At 38.7% G+C, this 14,151-nt stretch carries 15 protein-coding genes and 1 pseudogene; 6 read left to right on the top strand and 10 right to left on the bottom strand.

Annotation, left to right across the window (positions count from 1 at the left end):
• Positions 1-46: 46 nt before the first annotated feature.
• Both argS (F565_RS0112685) and argS (F565_RS23415) read right to left on the bottom strand, forming a co-directional pair.
• A complete protein-coding gene (argS, locus tag F565_RS0112685; RefSeq protein WP_425306959.1) occupies positions 47-1,630 on the bottom strand; it encodes an arginine--tRNA ligase in 1,584 nt (527 codons plus the stop codon).
• 15 nt (positions 1,631-1,645) lie between these two features.
• A pseudogene (gene argS, locus F565_RS23415) lies at positions 1,646-2,140 on the bottom strand (arginine--tRNA ligase domain-containing protein); the annotation flags it as partial.
• Positions 2,141-2,545: 405 nt separating this feature from the next.
• On the opposite strand from argS (F565_RS23415), the gene F565_RS0112680 reads away from it, so the two are divergent.
• Complete coding sequence (locus F565_RS0112680) at positions 2,546-4,942, top strand: TonB-dependent receptor (protein WP_020213613.1); 2,397 nt, start codon at positions 2,546-2,548, stop codon at positions 4,940-4,942.
• 113 nt (positions 4,943-5,055) lie between these two features.
• On the opposite strand, the gene F565_RS0112675 is transcribed toward F565_RS0112680, so the two are convergent.
• From F565_RS0112675 to F565_RS0112665, 3 genes are all read right to left on the bottom strand, one after another.
• Positions 5,056-5,571, bottom strand: coding sequence for a L,D-transpeptidase family protein (locus F565_RS0112675; RefSeq protein ID WP_020213612.1), 516 nt, complete (start codon positions 5,569-5,571; stop codon positions 5,056-5,058).
• Positions 5,572-5,768: 197 nt separating this feature from the next.
• A complete protein-coding gene (locus F565_RS0112670) occupies positions 5,769-6,782 on the bottom strand; it encodes a 3-oxoacyl-ACP synthase III family protein (protein WP_020213611.1) in 1,014 nt (337 codons plus the stop codon).
• A 151-nt stretch (positions 6,783-6,933) separates the two neighbouring features.
• A complete protein-coding gene (locus F565_RS0112665; RefSeq protein ID WP_020213610.1) occupies positions 6,934-7,896 on the bottom strand; it encodes an ABC transporter ATP-binding protein in 963 nt (320 codons plus the stop codon).
• Positions 7,897-8,227: 331 nt separating this feature from the next.
• Here F565_RS0112665 and F565_RS0112660 point away from each other — a divergent pair, with 331 nt between their 5' ends.
• Positions 8,228-8,848 (top strand): hypothetical protein, encoded by a 621-nt coding sequence (locus tag F565_RS0112660; RefSeq protein WP_020213609.1) that lies wholly within the window; start codon positions 8,228-8,230, stop codon positions 8,846-8,848.
• Positions 8,849-8,912: 64 nt separating this feature from the next.
• On the opposite strand, the gene F565_RS0112655 is transcribed toward F565_RS0112660, so the two are convergent.
• The gene (locus F565_RS0112655) at positions 8,913-9,806 is read right to left on the bottom strand and encodes an EamA family transporter (RefSeq protein WP_020213608.1); all 894 of its coding nucleotides are present in this window, start codon (positions 9,804-9,806) and stop codon (positions 8,913-8,915) included.
• 118 nt (positions 9,807-9,924) lie between these two features.
• On the opposite strand from F565_RS0112655, the gene F565_RS0112650 reads away from it, so the two are divergent.
• The 3 genes from F565_RS0112650 (at position 9,925) to F565_RS0112640 (ending at position 11,535) form a co-directional block, all read left to right on the top strand.
• Complete coding sequence (locus F565_RS0112650; protein ID WP_020213607.1) at positions 9,925-10,329, top strand: hypothetical protein; 405 nt, start codon at positions 9,925-9,927, stop codon at positions 10,327-10,329.
• A gap of 74 nt (positions 10,330-10,403) precedes the next feature.
• Complete coding sequence (locus F565_RS0112645) at positions 10,404-11,003, top strand: murein L,D-transpeptidase catalytic domain-containing protein (RefSeq protein WP_020213606.1); 600 nt, start codon at positions 10,404-10,406, stop codon at positions 11,001-11,003.
• Positions 11,004-11,028: 25 nt separating this feature from the next.
• The gene (locus tag F565_RS0112640) at positions 11,029-11,535 is read left to right on the top strand and encodes a hypothetical protein (protein ID WP_020213605.1); all 507 of its coding nucleotides are present in this window, start codon (positions 11,029-11,031) and stop codon (positions 11,533-11,535) included.
• Here F565_RS0112640 and F565_RS0112635 read toward each other — a convergent pair.
• Positions 11,532-11,960 (bottom strand): DUF2721 domain-containing protein, encoded by a 429-nt coding sequence (locus F565_RS0112635; protein WP_020213604.1) that lies wholly within the window; start codon positions 11,958-11,960, stop codon positions 11,532-11,534. The genes F565_RS0112640 and F565_RS0112635 overlap by 4 nt on opposite strands.
• Positions 11,961-12,109: 149 nt before the next feature.
• Between F565_RS0112635 and F565_RS0112630 the strand changes: the two genes are divergently transcribed.
• Positions 12,110-12,646 (top strand): pyridoxamine 5'-phosphate oxidase family protein, encoded by a 537-nt coding sequence (locus F565_RS0112630; protein WP_020213603.1) that lies wholly within the window; start codon positions 12,110-12,112, stop codon positions 12,644-12,646.
• A gap of 63 nt (positions 12,647-12,709) precedes the next feature.
• Here the strand turns inward: F565_RS0112630 and F565_RS0112625 are convergent, their stop codons facing one another.
• From F565_RS0112625 to F565_RS0112615, 3 genes are read right to left on the bottom strand one after another with little or no spacing between them, the layout of a single operon-like run.
• Positions 12,710-13,492: a Fic family protein gene (locus F565_RS0112625; protein ID WP_020213602.1), complete on the bottom strand. Its 783-nt coding sequence runs from the start codon at positions 13,490-13,492 to the stop codon at positions 12,710-12,712.
• A 4-nt stretch (positions 13,493-13,496) separates the two neighbouring features.
• The gene (locus F565_RS0112620; RefSeq protein ID WP_020213601.1) at positions 13,497-13,895 is read right to left on the bottom strand and encodes a PIN domain-containing protein; all 399 of its coding nucleotides are present in this window, start codon (positions 13,893-13,895) and stop codon (positions 13,497-13,499) included.
• Positions 13,895-14,140: a hypothetical protein gene (locus F565_RS0112615; protein WP_026300038.1), complete on the bottom strand. Its 246-nt coding sequence runs from the start codon at positions 14,138-14,140 to the stop codon at positions 13,895-13,897. The genes F565_RS0112620 and F565_RS0112615 overlap by 1 nt, the downstream gene beginning before the upstream one ends.
• Positions 14,141-14,151 lie beyond the last annotated feature (11 nt).

Genomic DNA, 14,151 nt, shown 5'->3' with positions numbered 1-14,151 from the left:
AAATAGGGCTTATTCTGGCTCACAATTACGTTTTATATAAGATAAATTACATGCGCTCCGGAACTTCGATGCCCAATAGCCCGAATGCCGATTTTATAGTTTCGCCCACTTTTTTAGACAGCTGTATCCTGAACACTTTTTCGTTTAATACCTCAGTACCTAATACAGGCACACTTTGGTAAAACGAGTTATATTCCCTAACAAGATCATAGGTATAGTTAGCAATAAGTGCCGGGCTGTGGCTATCTGCCGCAGCTTGTATAACTTCCGGGTAAAGGCTTACTATTTTAAGCAGTTCTTTTTCTTTTTCGTGCAAGTTTACCTCTGCCGGTGCTAATGATACTGAGATATCAAAATCAGCACGGCGCAATAGCGATTGTATCCTTGCATAAGTATATTGTATAAACGGACCCGTGTTACCCGCAAAATCTACCGATTCTTTAGGGTCGAACAAAATGCGTTTTTTAGGATCTACTTTAAGTATGTAGTATTTTAAGGCACCAAGGCCAATTATCCTGTACAGCCTTAATTTCTCTTCATCAGAATAACCTTCAAGCTTGCCTAATTCTTCCGATATTTTTTGTGCCGTATCGGTCATTTCTGCCATCAGGTCGTCAGCATCTACCACGGTACCCTCACGGCTTTTCATTTTACCCGACGGAAGGTCTACCATACCATACGATAAATGGTACAGGTTAGCCGCCCAGTCGAACCCAAGTTTTTTAAGGATAAGGAACAGTACTTTAAAGTGGTAATCCTGCTCGTTACCCACTGTGTACACCATACCGCCTACATCAGGGAAATCTTTTACACGCTGTATGGCGGTACCAATATCCTGGGTAATGTATACCGATGTACCGTCTTTACGCAGTACCAGTTTTTCATCAAGGCCGTCTTCAGTAAGGTCTATCCAAACCGAACCATCTTCTTTTTTAAAGAACACACCTTTTTCAAGTCCGTCGGCTACTACATCTTTACCTAATAAATACGTATCGCTCTCATAGTAATAACTATCAAAGTCGACACCAATGTTTTTATACGTTTCTTCGAAACCTTTGTATACCCAGCCGTTCATTTTAGCCCACAGTGCTTTCACTTCAGGGTCATTAGCTTCCCATTTAAGGAGCATGTCCTGAGCTTCTTTCATTATAGGAGTTTGTAACCTTGCAACTTCAAGAACTTCAGATACTTTTTCTGACAGTTTAATTTCTAAAGTAATGATTGGCTTTACATTTTTTTCGAAAGCTTCTATTTCTTTTTCAGAAATCTCATCTGTTTTATCGTCTTTAAGAATTTTTAAAATATTCTTGAATGTATTTGTTCCATCTTTACCTGCTTGGTATGCATCCTTTATTTTGACACTCAAAGTGTTTACCGGAATTTCAAAATTTGCAAGAACTATCTTTATTTTCTCTTCAAAAACTATCCTTTCAGCATTAATAGGGCTAATTTTTGTTTCAAGTTGAGGGAATTTAGAAAAATCATTATCTAACAAACTCGCTAATACTGGCTTGGTTTGCTCTTGAAGTTCCTTCTCAAAAGCTACATAATATTTACCTACAAGCTTGTCACCTTTAAGACCGGTACTTTCAGGAGTTTCGCCGTGGCCAAACTTTTCCCACGCCAACATCGATTTACATATGTGGATTCCCCTGTCGTTTACAACCTGGGTCTTATACACTTTTTTACCCGATGCCTCTATAATATTAGCTACCGAATAACCCAGTAATACATTACGCACGTGGCCTAAGTGAAGTGGCTTATTGGTATTGGGCGAAGCAAACTCCACCATTACCGCTTTACCGCCTTCTATTGGTGCAACTGTACCAAAATTTTCATCGGCCTTTATGCCGTTAAAATAATCGATATAATAAGCATCAGAAATCACAATATTAAGGAAACCGCCCACTACGTTAAAGCGGTCTACAATACCGGAATTTTCTATGAGGTACTGCCCTATTTTGTTTCCCAACTCGGCAGGATTGCCTTTTATAAGCTTGAGCAACGGGAAGATAACCATGGTAATATCACCCTCAAATTCCCTGCGGGTTGCCTGCAGTTCTATCTTTTCAAGAGATATATCAAACAGGGCGGTAGCCGCCTTTTGTATTTGGGAAGTAAGTATTTGTGATAGTGCCATTTTGAGTATATTTTTTAAAGCGTGCAAAGATAAGTATATTTAAGCAACCTGTTGACAGGAATATATTTAAATAATTTGTTAATTAAAACTTTGAAGCACGGGTTATTAAAACCTAACTGTCTTTACCTATTAAACAAGTTGCACAAAGGAACTCAAAGTTTCGCAAAGCTTAAAGTCACTATGTCTGCTTTGTGAATCTTCGCGCCTTCTTTGTGAGTCTTCGTGAAATTATACCCCCTCAAACACAACAGCTTAAAATAAAAAACACAACTTTTTAAAATAAATCTTAAAAACACCTGTAACAAAAACATCTTCCCTTAGTCTTATAGGCAACATCAATCAACATGCCCCCGGCCATAGCAGCCTAATCAACTGCTGCCGGCATAAGGCACCAAATTAATACCTATGAAACTGAAATTTCTTTTTATGCTGCTTCTTGCAGGCATGACATCGCTTACTGCACAAACTACAGGAAGCATCTCCGGAAAAATTACCGACAAAGCAACCAAACTGCCCCTGCCCTACGTAAACATTGTAGTTAAAGAAAACGGCGCAGTTATAAACGGCGGCATTACCGATGATAACGGTATGTTCTCTGTAAAAAAACTGCCGCTTAAAAACTATACGGTAGAGGTGCAGTTTATGGGATATAAATCTATTACTGCCAATGCTAATCTTACCGAGGCTAACAAAGACCTTAACCTGAACACTTTATCTATTACGGAAGAAGCCACTACGCTGGATGAGGTAAATATTGTTAAGGAAACATCTACCATAGAGCAAAAAATAGACCGTAAGGTTATTACCCTGGGCCGCGACCTTACTACTGCCGGTGGTACCGCTGCCGAGATCATGAACAACATACCATCGGTTAACGTAGACCAGGACGGTAAGATATCGCTTCGCGGTAACCAGAATGTAAGGGTGCTTGTAGATGGCAGGCCTACTAATATAGACCCGGCACAGCTGCTTAAGCAAATACCAAGTTCGTCGATTAAAAAGATAGAGCTTATTACCAACCCGAGTGCCAAGTACAATCCTGAGGGAATGAGCGGTATCATAAACATTATCCTGAACAAAAATGCCAACGACGGTTTTAACGGCAGTTTTAATTCGGGGATAAATTTTGGTATCACGCCAAAATTCAACAACTCGCTTGATGTGAATTATCGTACCGGAAAGGTTAACTTTTTTGGCAACGGCGGCAGTAACTTCGGTAAAAACTTTAACAATGGCTTTATAGACCGCCGCGACATTACCTCCAATCAGGTGCTTGATATTGTAAATGACAACGACTCTTACCTTGGTAAAATAGGAATGGATTATTATATAGATGATAAGAATACCTTATCTGCTTATACTAACCAAAATTACTTTACGGGTAAGGGTACAGTTAACACAGATATATTATATGGTCCGGAAACCGGATTTTCTAACATAAGCCAGAAATCACGCTATGATACCGATAATCATAACAACACTTACAATCTTGCTTACAAACATAAGTTTGAGAAAGAAGGACATACCCTTGATTTTGAAGGTAACTACAATACTACGAGGCAAAATCAGCTTGGCTATTATGACACAACCGTAGGCGATACCATTACAAATTACAACGATAATGTGGCAGACAAAATTAAGAACACGACCATGAATCTTGATTACGTTAACCCACTAAACGATAAAACCACATTAGAGCTGGGTGCCGAGTCGAGGCTTATAAGAAGTGATAACACTTATAACACCAATAACCCGGAACGCCAAAACTCTTTATATGCTTATGATGTAGATATTTATTCGGCGTATGCAACGCTGGGGCAAAAGTTTGATAAATTCAGCTACCAGTTAGGTGCCCGTTTTGAACACTATAAATCAGATGCAGATTTTAACCGTGGGGCAACAACATTCCAGAATAAGTATTTTACGCTATATCCATCTGCTTACTTTACGTATAGCCCTAACGATAAAAACACATATCAGTTTAGTTACAGCCGCCGGGTAGACCGCCCAAGCCTGGAACAAACCAAACCCGTAAGGGAATTCTCTACTCCCTTGGTGACCTCCTTGGGTAACCAGTATTTAGAGCCGCAGTTTACTAACTCGGTAGAGGTTAACTATACTAAAATGTTTGGTAAAGGCTCGTCTATTACAGGAGGCATATTTTACAGACTAATAGACCATGAAATAAGCCGTATATTGTACCCTGATGAAACCACTATAAACACCCAGGACCAGATAATGAGCTACGCCAACTTTAACCACAACAATGCTTTTGGTTTTGAAGTTTCGGCCAACTATAAGATCACAAAATGGTGGGATATCCAACCAGCGATAGATTTCTCGCGCATCTCTCAAAAAGGGTCGGTATCTATATTACAACCCGGCACGATAGACGATTATGAGCCTGAGTTAAAACAGGTAAATGTATCGGCTTTTAATGCAAGGCTAAACAGTAACTTTAAAGTTAACCCAAGACTTAGCTTTCTGCTGTTTGGGTTTTACAGAGGGCCTGTAAACGGCATACAAAACAACAGCAAGGAAATGTATAAAATAGACAGCGGCGCACGTTATAGCCTGCTGGATAACAAAATGAGCCTGAGCGTTCGTTTTAATGATATGTTTAAAACCATGCGTTATGGCTTTGATGCACTTAATCCTTATCCGCAAACAGGAGAGTTCAGGTGGGAAAGCCGCACGGTATACTTTGGGCTAAACTACATGTTTGGCGGTGGTAAAAACAGGGCATTGGCACGCAAACAGCGCGATGACAATACCAAACAGGGTGGCGGCGGAATGTTTTAGCCTGCAGCCCGCATAAAAAAGGCATTAGTAGTGCATTCAGATATTTAGGTTAGCACAGCCCCGAAGCGTTTGTTTCGGGGCTTGCTTTTTTAAATGACTTATGCCTCCGAAAATTATGGATTGATCTCGATAACCGCACCTGGTTTAACAGCTTCATATAATTCGTCTACCTCATCATTTGTAACTGCAATACAGCCATTGGTCCAGTCGGTAAAACGATGCAGTTTATTTAAGTAACCTGCCACCCCGTTACGCAGTCCATGTATTTTAACATCGCCTCCCGCAGGTTTCCTTAACTTTTTAGCATTTATTTTGTCTGTTGCATTAGGGTAAGAAATACCCAGGTTTTTATGGTAACCGCTGTTAGGGTTACGGTCGTTTATGGTGTATTTGCCTTCGGGTGTGCTGCAATCACCTTCATACTGTTTATGCCCTGAGGGATTTTTGCCTAAAGCTACAGTGTAGGTCTTTAAAAGCATGCCGTTTTGATACGCAAGCATTTGCCGTTTAGATTTATAAACTATAAGTTTATCTATTACACTTCTCTGCGGCAAAGATTTAGCAGGATAAAAATACCATCCCGCAAAACCTGACAAAAACAACAGGATTACCCAACGTGCCTTTTTCATTAAAAAACAGGTATTAACTTATTTCCAAAAACATAAAAACCCTCATAAATCAAAGGAATTACGAGGGTATATTTTATTTTCATCTTTTACATAGGCGATGCCCTATGCTATTATATGTGACCCTTTCAGGGTCAGGACAGCATAAATTTTCAGTTTGAATGAAGCTAAATCTACATTCTGAAATCTAAAATCCTGCTTTACCACTTAATGATCGCGCTGCCCCATGTAAAACCGCTACCAAAGGCAGCAAGTACAACCGTATCGCCTGTTTTAATTTTGCCCTGCTCCCAGGCTTCTGTTAATGCAATAGGAATAGAAGCCGCAGTAGTATTACCATATTTCATGATGTTGTTGTACACCTTATCATCTGTAAGGCCAAACTTATGCTGTATAAACTGCGATATCCTTAAGTTAGCCTGGTGCGGTATCAGCATATCTATATCGGATACTTCAAGATTATTAGCCTTTAAGCCTTCCATAATTACTTCGCTAAAACGCACCACTGCATTTTTAAATACAAACTGGCCATTCATGTGCGGGTAGTAACTTTCGTCTTCGGGGTTGGCATCAGCAATAATATCCGTTACCCAGCGCTTGCCCATACCTGGAGCAATAAGCGAAAGTTCTTCGGCATGCTGCCCCTCACTATGCAGGTGTGTAGAAAGTATACCTTTAGTAGTATCTTCTTCGCGGGTAAGCACGGCTGCCCCCGCCCCATCGCCAAAAATAACCGATACGGCGCGGCCTCTTGTAGTCATGTCCAACCCGGTTGAGTGCAGTTCGCTGCCTATAATTAGTATGTTTTTATACATACCTGTTTTTATAAACTGATCGGCAACAGATAGTGCATAGATAAACCCTGAGCACTGGTTACGCACATCGAGTGCGCCTACGGTACGTTTCATACCAAGGTCGCGTTGCACTAATACTCCCGGCCCCGGAAAATAATAATCAGGGCTTAGCGTTGCAAACACTATAAAATCTATATCTTCTTTATCTATACCTGCGCGCTCTATAGCAATTTTAGCCGCCTTAACCCCCATAGTGGTAGTGGTATCGCCATCGCCTTTTACAACATGCCTGCGTTCTTTTATGCCGGTACGCTCCTGGATCCACTCATCATTAGTTTCCATAATTTTGGAAAGGTCATCATTGGTAACCACATTATCCGGAACGTAATAGCCCAGGCCTGATATTTTTGAATGGTACATATAATTTATATTTTTAGAAAATTACGATGCAAAATTACACATTATGCAATTGGCATACGTAAATATAGTCTTTTTTAGAATTATTTACTAAGTGAAAATCGTTTAACCTTTCAATTTGATAACGATGAAAAAAGAATCATTTTATGATAATTTAAATCCCAAAAGAATTCCTGTCTACCGTAAGGCTTACCTCTGTATCTGCGGAGATTTCTTTGTAATGTTCAAAAAACAGTGCCTGCCTGCCAAGAGCTGCCTTAATTAAATAGCGGCTGCCTTTAAAATAGCATTGTTTTACTACAACTTTAAGCGGGCCGTTCTCTACTACTTTAAGCTGGTGAGGGTATAGCAATATTGTTTCTTCGCTATTATCGGTCAGGGTAAGCAGTTCGAGTTTTATCTCGTTTACTTCCCCAAACAATGAGGCCGTATATTTATCTTTAGCCTTGTAGTAAATTTCTTTAGATGGCGCTTTATCTACCAATGTACCTTTTTTTATTACAATAGTTTCATCGGCGAAAGAAAGGGCATCGGTACTGTCATGCGTAGCAATAATACAGGTAACCCCTTTTAGTTTAAGATAAGCAAAGAGATTGCGGCGCAGCGCGTTTTTCCTGAAATTATCTATATGGCTAAAAGGTTCATCAAGCAATAAAACCTGGGGTTCTAAAGCCAGTACTTTTGCAAGGGCTATGCGCTGCTGTTGTCCTCCGCTTAAAAACTTTACTTTAACATCGGCATAATCTTCCATCTCCACAATTTGCAAAAGCTCTGCAATACGACGCTTTTTTTCATCAGGATAAAAGTTAGATAAAAAACTGCCCACATTCTCTGCTGCCGTAGTGTAAGGCATAAGGTCGAAATCCTGCGCCAGGTATTTCATGTACGGCATACCGGGCACCAGGTTAAACTTAGGGCCTGTAACTGCCGCACCTTTATACGTTATCTCTCCGGCATCAAGATCATACATACCGTAGATAACTTTAAGCAGCGTACTCTTACCACAGCCGCTCTCGCCTATTACAGCCACATTTTGCCCCGTTTTTACATTAAAGCTTATTTGGTGCAATATGGTTTTTTCGGTATAGCCGAACGATATGTTTTTTACTGACAGCATCTTTTATCAAATTTCAGACTGCAAAAATATTCATTTAAATATAAACATCCGTAAATAAATAAGGGTGCTGCGTTACTGCAGCACCCTTACAAAACCTAACCAATAAATAACAACCAACCAATCATAAGAAAATCCAGATCATAGCAATTGATCCTAAACTATTTACGAGTAAAATATTATTAAGGTTTTATAATTACAATTAATTAACATTCTCTTTATTGCCACGATATTTATATTTGGAAGTAAATCATAATGCAATAATTAAAATAAATGCATAAAATTGCATTCTTAACAATATGAATATACTTTTATTATTAATAAAGCTGAATTTATGAAAGGTAAAATAATTTTATGTATCGCATTGGTTTTAACAAACTTAGCCGGTTTCGCTCAAAAACAGGAAGGACAATACTCTCTTGAAGCGACTTATGGAGGAAGCTTTGCCAGCAAACCGTCTATTACCCAGTTCGGGCATTACGATCTTGGCATCCGCTATATGTTTGACCCAAACTGGGGTATAAAATTTGATTTTGGCCATGACAAATTCAGGAATGATGAAACCCCTAAACAAGGGGTAGATTATACAAGGCTATCTTTGCAGGCGGTACATAACCTGGGCCGTACATTAAACATACCTAAAGCTACAGGTGGCGCTGTTAATGCTCTTGCACATGCAGGTTTAGGATTATCTGTTTTTAAATCTACACAGCAAAAAACAAAAGATAATATGGGTAATTTAATTGTGGGGGTTACTCCGCAAATCTATATTTTTGAGGATATGTCTTTACAATTAGATTTCTCGTATGTAGTAAACTTATTACAGCATTTTGATTATGATGGTACTTACCATTTTGAAGGTGCCCCAAAATCGTTTACCGGCGGGCATGCTACAGCATCTATAGGTATTATATATTATTTAGGCAAAAGACACTCTGATTACGACTGGAGGTAAAAGCATAACTTATTAAACAACAAAGCCGGCTCATGTAGCCGGCTTTGTTGTTTAATGATAAATCTTAGTCATGTTTATTGCCTACATTAAGCAATACTACTGCGCCAAGTATTAATACTATACCCAGCCATTGCCACAGGTTAACGGCTTCGCTTAATATAAAATAAGCCATAGTAACAGATACCGGCAACTCTATAGACGATACTATACTACCCAGCCCCAGGCCTGTTTTAGGAAAGCCGGCATTTAGTAACAACGGCGGCAATATGGTGCCAAACAACGCCAGTGGTATACCCCAGGTTGTAACTATAGAGAAATTAAAAGAACCAGGCCATGTAAAAGCAGTAAAGCTTAATACAACTACTGCCCCACCCACAAGCATAAATAAACTGCGGTGCGGCGCTGTAAGGTGTGTGGCTATGCTGTTACCTGCAAACATTGTTGTGGTAAACGATACCGCTGCTCCAAGCCCCCAGGCAAGACCCCGCCAGTCTGGCACAACGTCGCTGCTTAAAAGATTTGTAGCCAGTAACGTTCCGGCAAGAACTATAACTATAGCAATTATTTTTTTTACAGATGGCACTACCTTACTTAGTGCCCATTCTAATAACACGCCTATCCATACGGTTTGCATAAGCAGCACAATGGCAATAGAAACAGGTATGTATTTTACAGCAATGTAGTAAAACACGCTTGTAAAACCCATGGAGGTACCTGCAAGTGTAAGCTGCCTTTTATCTTTACCCGATGCCTTAAGCATTGCAGCACCTGATGATTTTTTTTGGAAGCTAAAAATGAAGAACATTCCCAACAACCCAAGCAATATTTGCGAAGCAGTAACCTCGGCAGTGGTGTAGCCCTGCCCGTAAGCAAGTTTTACAAAAGTGGCAAGCATACCGTAACTGGCGGCTCCGCAGCCTACGTACACGACCCCTTTTAATATTGTGTTTTTTGTCATAATTTGCATTTTAAAAAGCGGGCAAAGGTATAACTAAGATTTTATTATAAAATGTTTATGACTAAAATTTGATAAAACAATAATACCATTGCTTACTTTTGGTTTTTTATATTTGATCATGAAAAAAATATTGACACTTGTTTTTATTACCTTTATTGCACTAACATCAATGTCTTTAAGCCATGCAAACGACCCCGAACCCGATTGTAACATACTGCACAAGGGTACGTTTATATATGCAGATGAGCAGGGCCAGGAAGTAAAGGTAATTATAGACGGAAATAAACATACCGAATATCATAAGGGTGGTAAATACTATATAAAATCGCAATTGCGCTGGGATAATGACTGCCAGTATACTGCCAAAATTGTAAAGGTTACCCTTCCTGGGTTTCCGTATAAAAAAGGTACTATTATGAGGGTTATGATAGATAATGTAGATGGTAACGCCATATTTTGTACCGGTATTATTAATGCAGAAAGTTTTACCAGCAAACTTATTAAAACTGAAAAGCAACCTTAAAAATCTATTTTAAATTCTACATACTAAATTAACTACTTTTATAGTTATAGGTAATACCTTACCTCTCAACTATTATGGTGCGTATCCTGTTTTTAGTATTTATACAGCTTCTAAGTTGTAGTGGCAATACTGCCGAAAAGGATACTTCAGCGAAAGATTATTCCGACAAACATACTGAGGCCCTCACCTTTTGCAAACAAAAAAAGTATTGCGAAGACTACTATTTCCTCATAGACCTTAGTGTACATTCCGGTAAAGACCGTTTTTATGTATACGATTTTAGGCAAAGAAAAATTGTTGACAAAAACCTGGTTACCCATGGTAGCTGCGATGCTTTTCAGGATAATGACACTAAATACGAAAAAGTAAAATTCAGTAACCTTGACAAGAGCCATTGCTCATCGTCGGGTAAATATAAGGTGGGCAAACGCGATTATAGTTCGTGGGGTATAAAAGTAAAATACTGGCTGGAAGGCCTTGATGAAACTAATAGCAATGCACAACATCGCGTAGTGGTTTTACACTCGTGGAATGCCGTAGCCGATAAAGAAATTTTCCCACGATACAGCCCACTTAGCTGGGGATGCCCGGCAGTATCTGACAATTTTATGCAAACACTCGATGCTAAACTACAGGCCACCGAGAAGCCGGTGTTATTGTGGATTGTTGATTAAGTTATAACCATAAAAGTTTCAGCACATGTCTTTCAATCTTTCTAAACAAACTATTACCGCTATTGTTGTTTTAGCAATCTGTTTAATTTTTGATGTTTTAGCAGTATATCTATCTTATGTACATAAAGGGATGTTTATTTGTTTTTCATTGGGGATTGCTGTATTAATTCTAAATTTAATAATCGCTTTACTATTTCTTTTTAAATTAGAAAAGACAGCATGTACTGTATCGCTAATACTATTTTTTGCGATCGTACCTAATGAATTGCTCTTGGAGGTCAGGCACTTTCAGATTAAGCAGGAGTGCAATAATATAATATCGTTTTTGGATTCACAAAAGAAAGTGCATGGCGTTTTTCCGGGCAACCTCAGTGCCTATACATTTGTATCATTATCTAACAAAAATTATATTGTTTTTCATTCTGATGGTAAAAACGGATATCAACTTCGGTACGATACAGGTTCACCTTTATCTGCAATGCACTTTTATAATTACAATAGCGGTTACGGTTGGCAATTTTGTGATGATTAACCTCTGTGTTCCCTCGCTTCTTCAATCAAATCGCTAAGGTGAATGCGTAATGCTTTTACTGATATGCTTATTTCCCAAAACGACACGCCCAATGATGCCAACAGCAACAGCAGGCTAAGCCCAAACACATAAGCACCCCACGTTTGTTGCCCGGTAAATAGTAGTGCCATAGCAAATACTGAGAAGAACAGGCTTAGCACCCCATACATTTGCATGTGCCTAATAAGTGTGAGCCGCAGGTTAAGGTTCTTAATTTCGCCCAGTATGCTTTTGGTACGGTGTTGCTCGTAGCTTACTTTAAGCCCGCGCACTATACCGGCAATGGTTAAAAAACGGTTGGTATAGGCCAGTAAAATTAGCGATGTTGCCGAGAATAAAAGTGCAGGTGTTTCTATAGGGAGGTTCATCTGGTTAGTGGTTGACATTGTTGGTTTTGAGGAAACTAATGTACAATGTTTTTAATCATTTAGCAACATACAGGCTATAACCTATTGTTTTGTTAATTAGCATTTTACCAACAATTGTTCATTGCTGTTTGTGGTACTTTTAATGTAAACAAATAAACAGCAACATCATGGACTCGATAAACCAACAACAACCGGAAGACAATTTTAAAGACTTAGTGGGCCAGGAAGGCATCAACAAGATCAAGGAACTTGCAAAAGCGGCAGGCTCATGCTTCTTTTGTACTAAAATAGTTAGCGGAAAAGCATTTGATACCCGACCAATGTCGGCAGAGAAGATAGACGAAAGCGGAAACTTTTGGTTCCTGAGCGCAAATGACTCTCATAAAAACCAGGAATTGAGCGAAGACCCGGCAGCACAGTTGTTGTTTCAGGGTGGGTCGTACAGCGATTTTTTAAGCCTGTATGGTTACGCAACCATTAATACCGATAAGGCTAAGATTGACGAACTATGGGACCCGATGATGAAAACCTGGTTTACCGAAGGTAAAGACGACCCAAGGATTACCGTAATTAAGTTTACCCCTACCGAAGGTTATTATTGGGACACCAAGCACAACATGGCTGTTGGCCTTATAAAAAGAACTTATGGTGCTATTGTAGGCGAAACCTATGATGACTCTGTAGAGGGAACTATTGCCCCTTAGCCATACACACTTCAAACAATGGAGAGAGCCTGCTGAAAAGCGGGCTTTTTTTGTTTATCTACTTTATAACATAACCGATTGCGGAAGCATTTGTAAAAATGACAATGCCTGATTATAGTTTAAGTCATCATACTCTAACCCAAGTTTTCGGATGTTACTATAATAGGTTTGGTGTTGGTTGTAATAATATTTCTCCGACTGGATAAACCATGCTTTAGCACCAAGCTTTTGTGCAAGGAACCATTTTTCGAGCAACCTGCCCGTACGTCCGTTGCCATCTTCAAAAGGGTGGATCTTTACAAAAACCAAATGCAGCATTGATGCGTAGAACAATACCTCGTCAAATTCTAAATCTGAGTTTAGCAAAACTTCAATATCATCATTTAGTCTTTGCATTTCATAGGCAACTTTATCCGGAGTAGCAGCAACATATTCCATTTTGCCATCATCTGTAATAACAAACATGTTGCCTTTTCGTACTGTTCCCTGCTGCGATCTATGCAATATGTTCTTAGTTAATAAGGCATGTGCCCGCAATAGATTTTCAGGAGTCAGTACATGGGCTGCTGCAAACTCATAAGCACTGTATAAGTCATCTATCTTTTGGGTATAGTCAGGTTGATAGTGTACACCCAAACGTTTATGTTTTATAAACGAATCCAACTCTATATCCTCCCCTTCTATTTTAGATGAAAATACCGCAGAAACAGACATATAAAAACTGAAGTTCTCATTACTAATTTCGCTTTCCCGTAATTCTTCAAAATGTTGTTGTACAGTTGTGCTAAAGCTTTTTTTATAAGCTTCGAGGAGTGCAGTGGGGATTATTTTGAGGGCTTGGGTCATTATATCATCTGATAATCCAATTCTCAATTTGAATTCCTTCAATTCTTTCAAATTCAGAAATATTTTCTGTAACCATTATTAGATCTGATGAAACAGCAGTAGTGCCTATGAGTAAGTCAAAATCACTTATCATTTTACCTAATTTCCTTAATCGTGATTTTTCTTTTCCGTAAAGATAGATACAATCAATAATTGGGATAATCGCAATGTTAGTGGTAAACGATTCGATAAGCAGAAGATTTTTTTCAGGATTAGTGCTATGTTCAGCACCGTAAATTAATTCTGCAAGAGTAATTTCAGAAATAACACAGTTAAAAATTCCTATCTCAATAAACTTATTTTCTAAGTCAAATTTTCCTCTAAAAAAATGAACGCAAATATTCGTATCTAATAAATATTTCATTAGAATTTTTCGATATCACGATTGTTAACTCTGGAAGATTTTATATCGTTGATTATTTCATCTGAATCGCGGTTATCTTCCCACGCACCAAAAAGAGAGGATAGATTATTGCTGGGCGATATATTAGTCTCATTGATAGATTCGGTAAGACCAACAATAATTTTTTTCTTGGACTTAAGATCAATATTTTTAAAGAGATCTATGTATCTCTTTAAAGAAGAATTATTTAAGGTGATACTTGCCATAACGTCACTAT

Origin of the sequence: Flavobacterium rivuli WB 3.3-2 = DSM 21788, from assembly GCF_000378485.1 — a bacterium.
Lineage (GTDB): Bacteria > Bacteroidota > Bacteroidia > Flavobacteriales > Flavobacteriaceae > Flavobacterium > Flavobacterium rivuli.
Note: the sequence above shows the minus strand (reverse complement) of the source record. Positions and strands in the feature narration are given on the sequence as shown.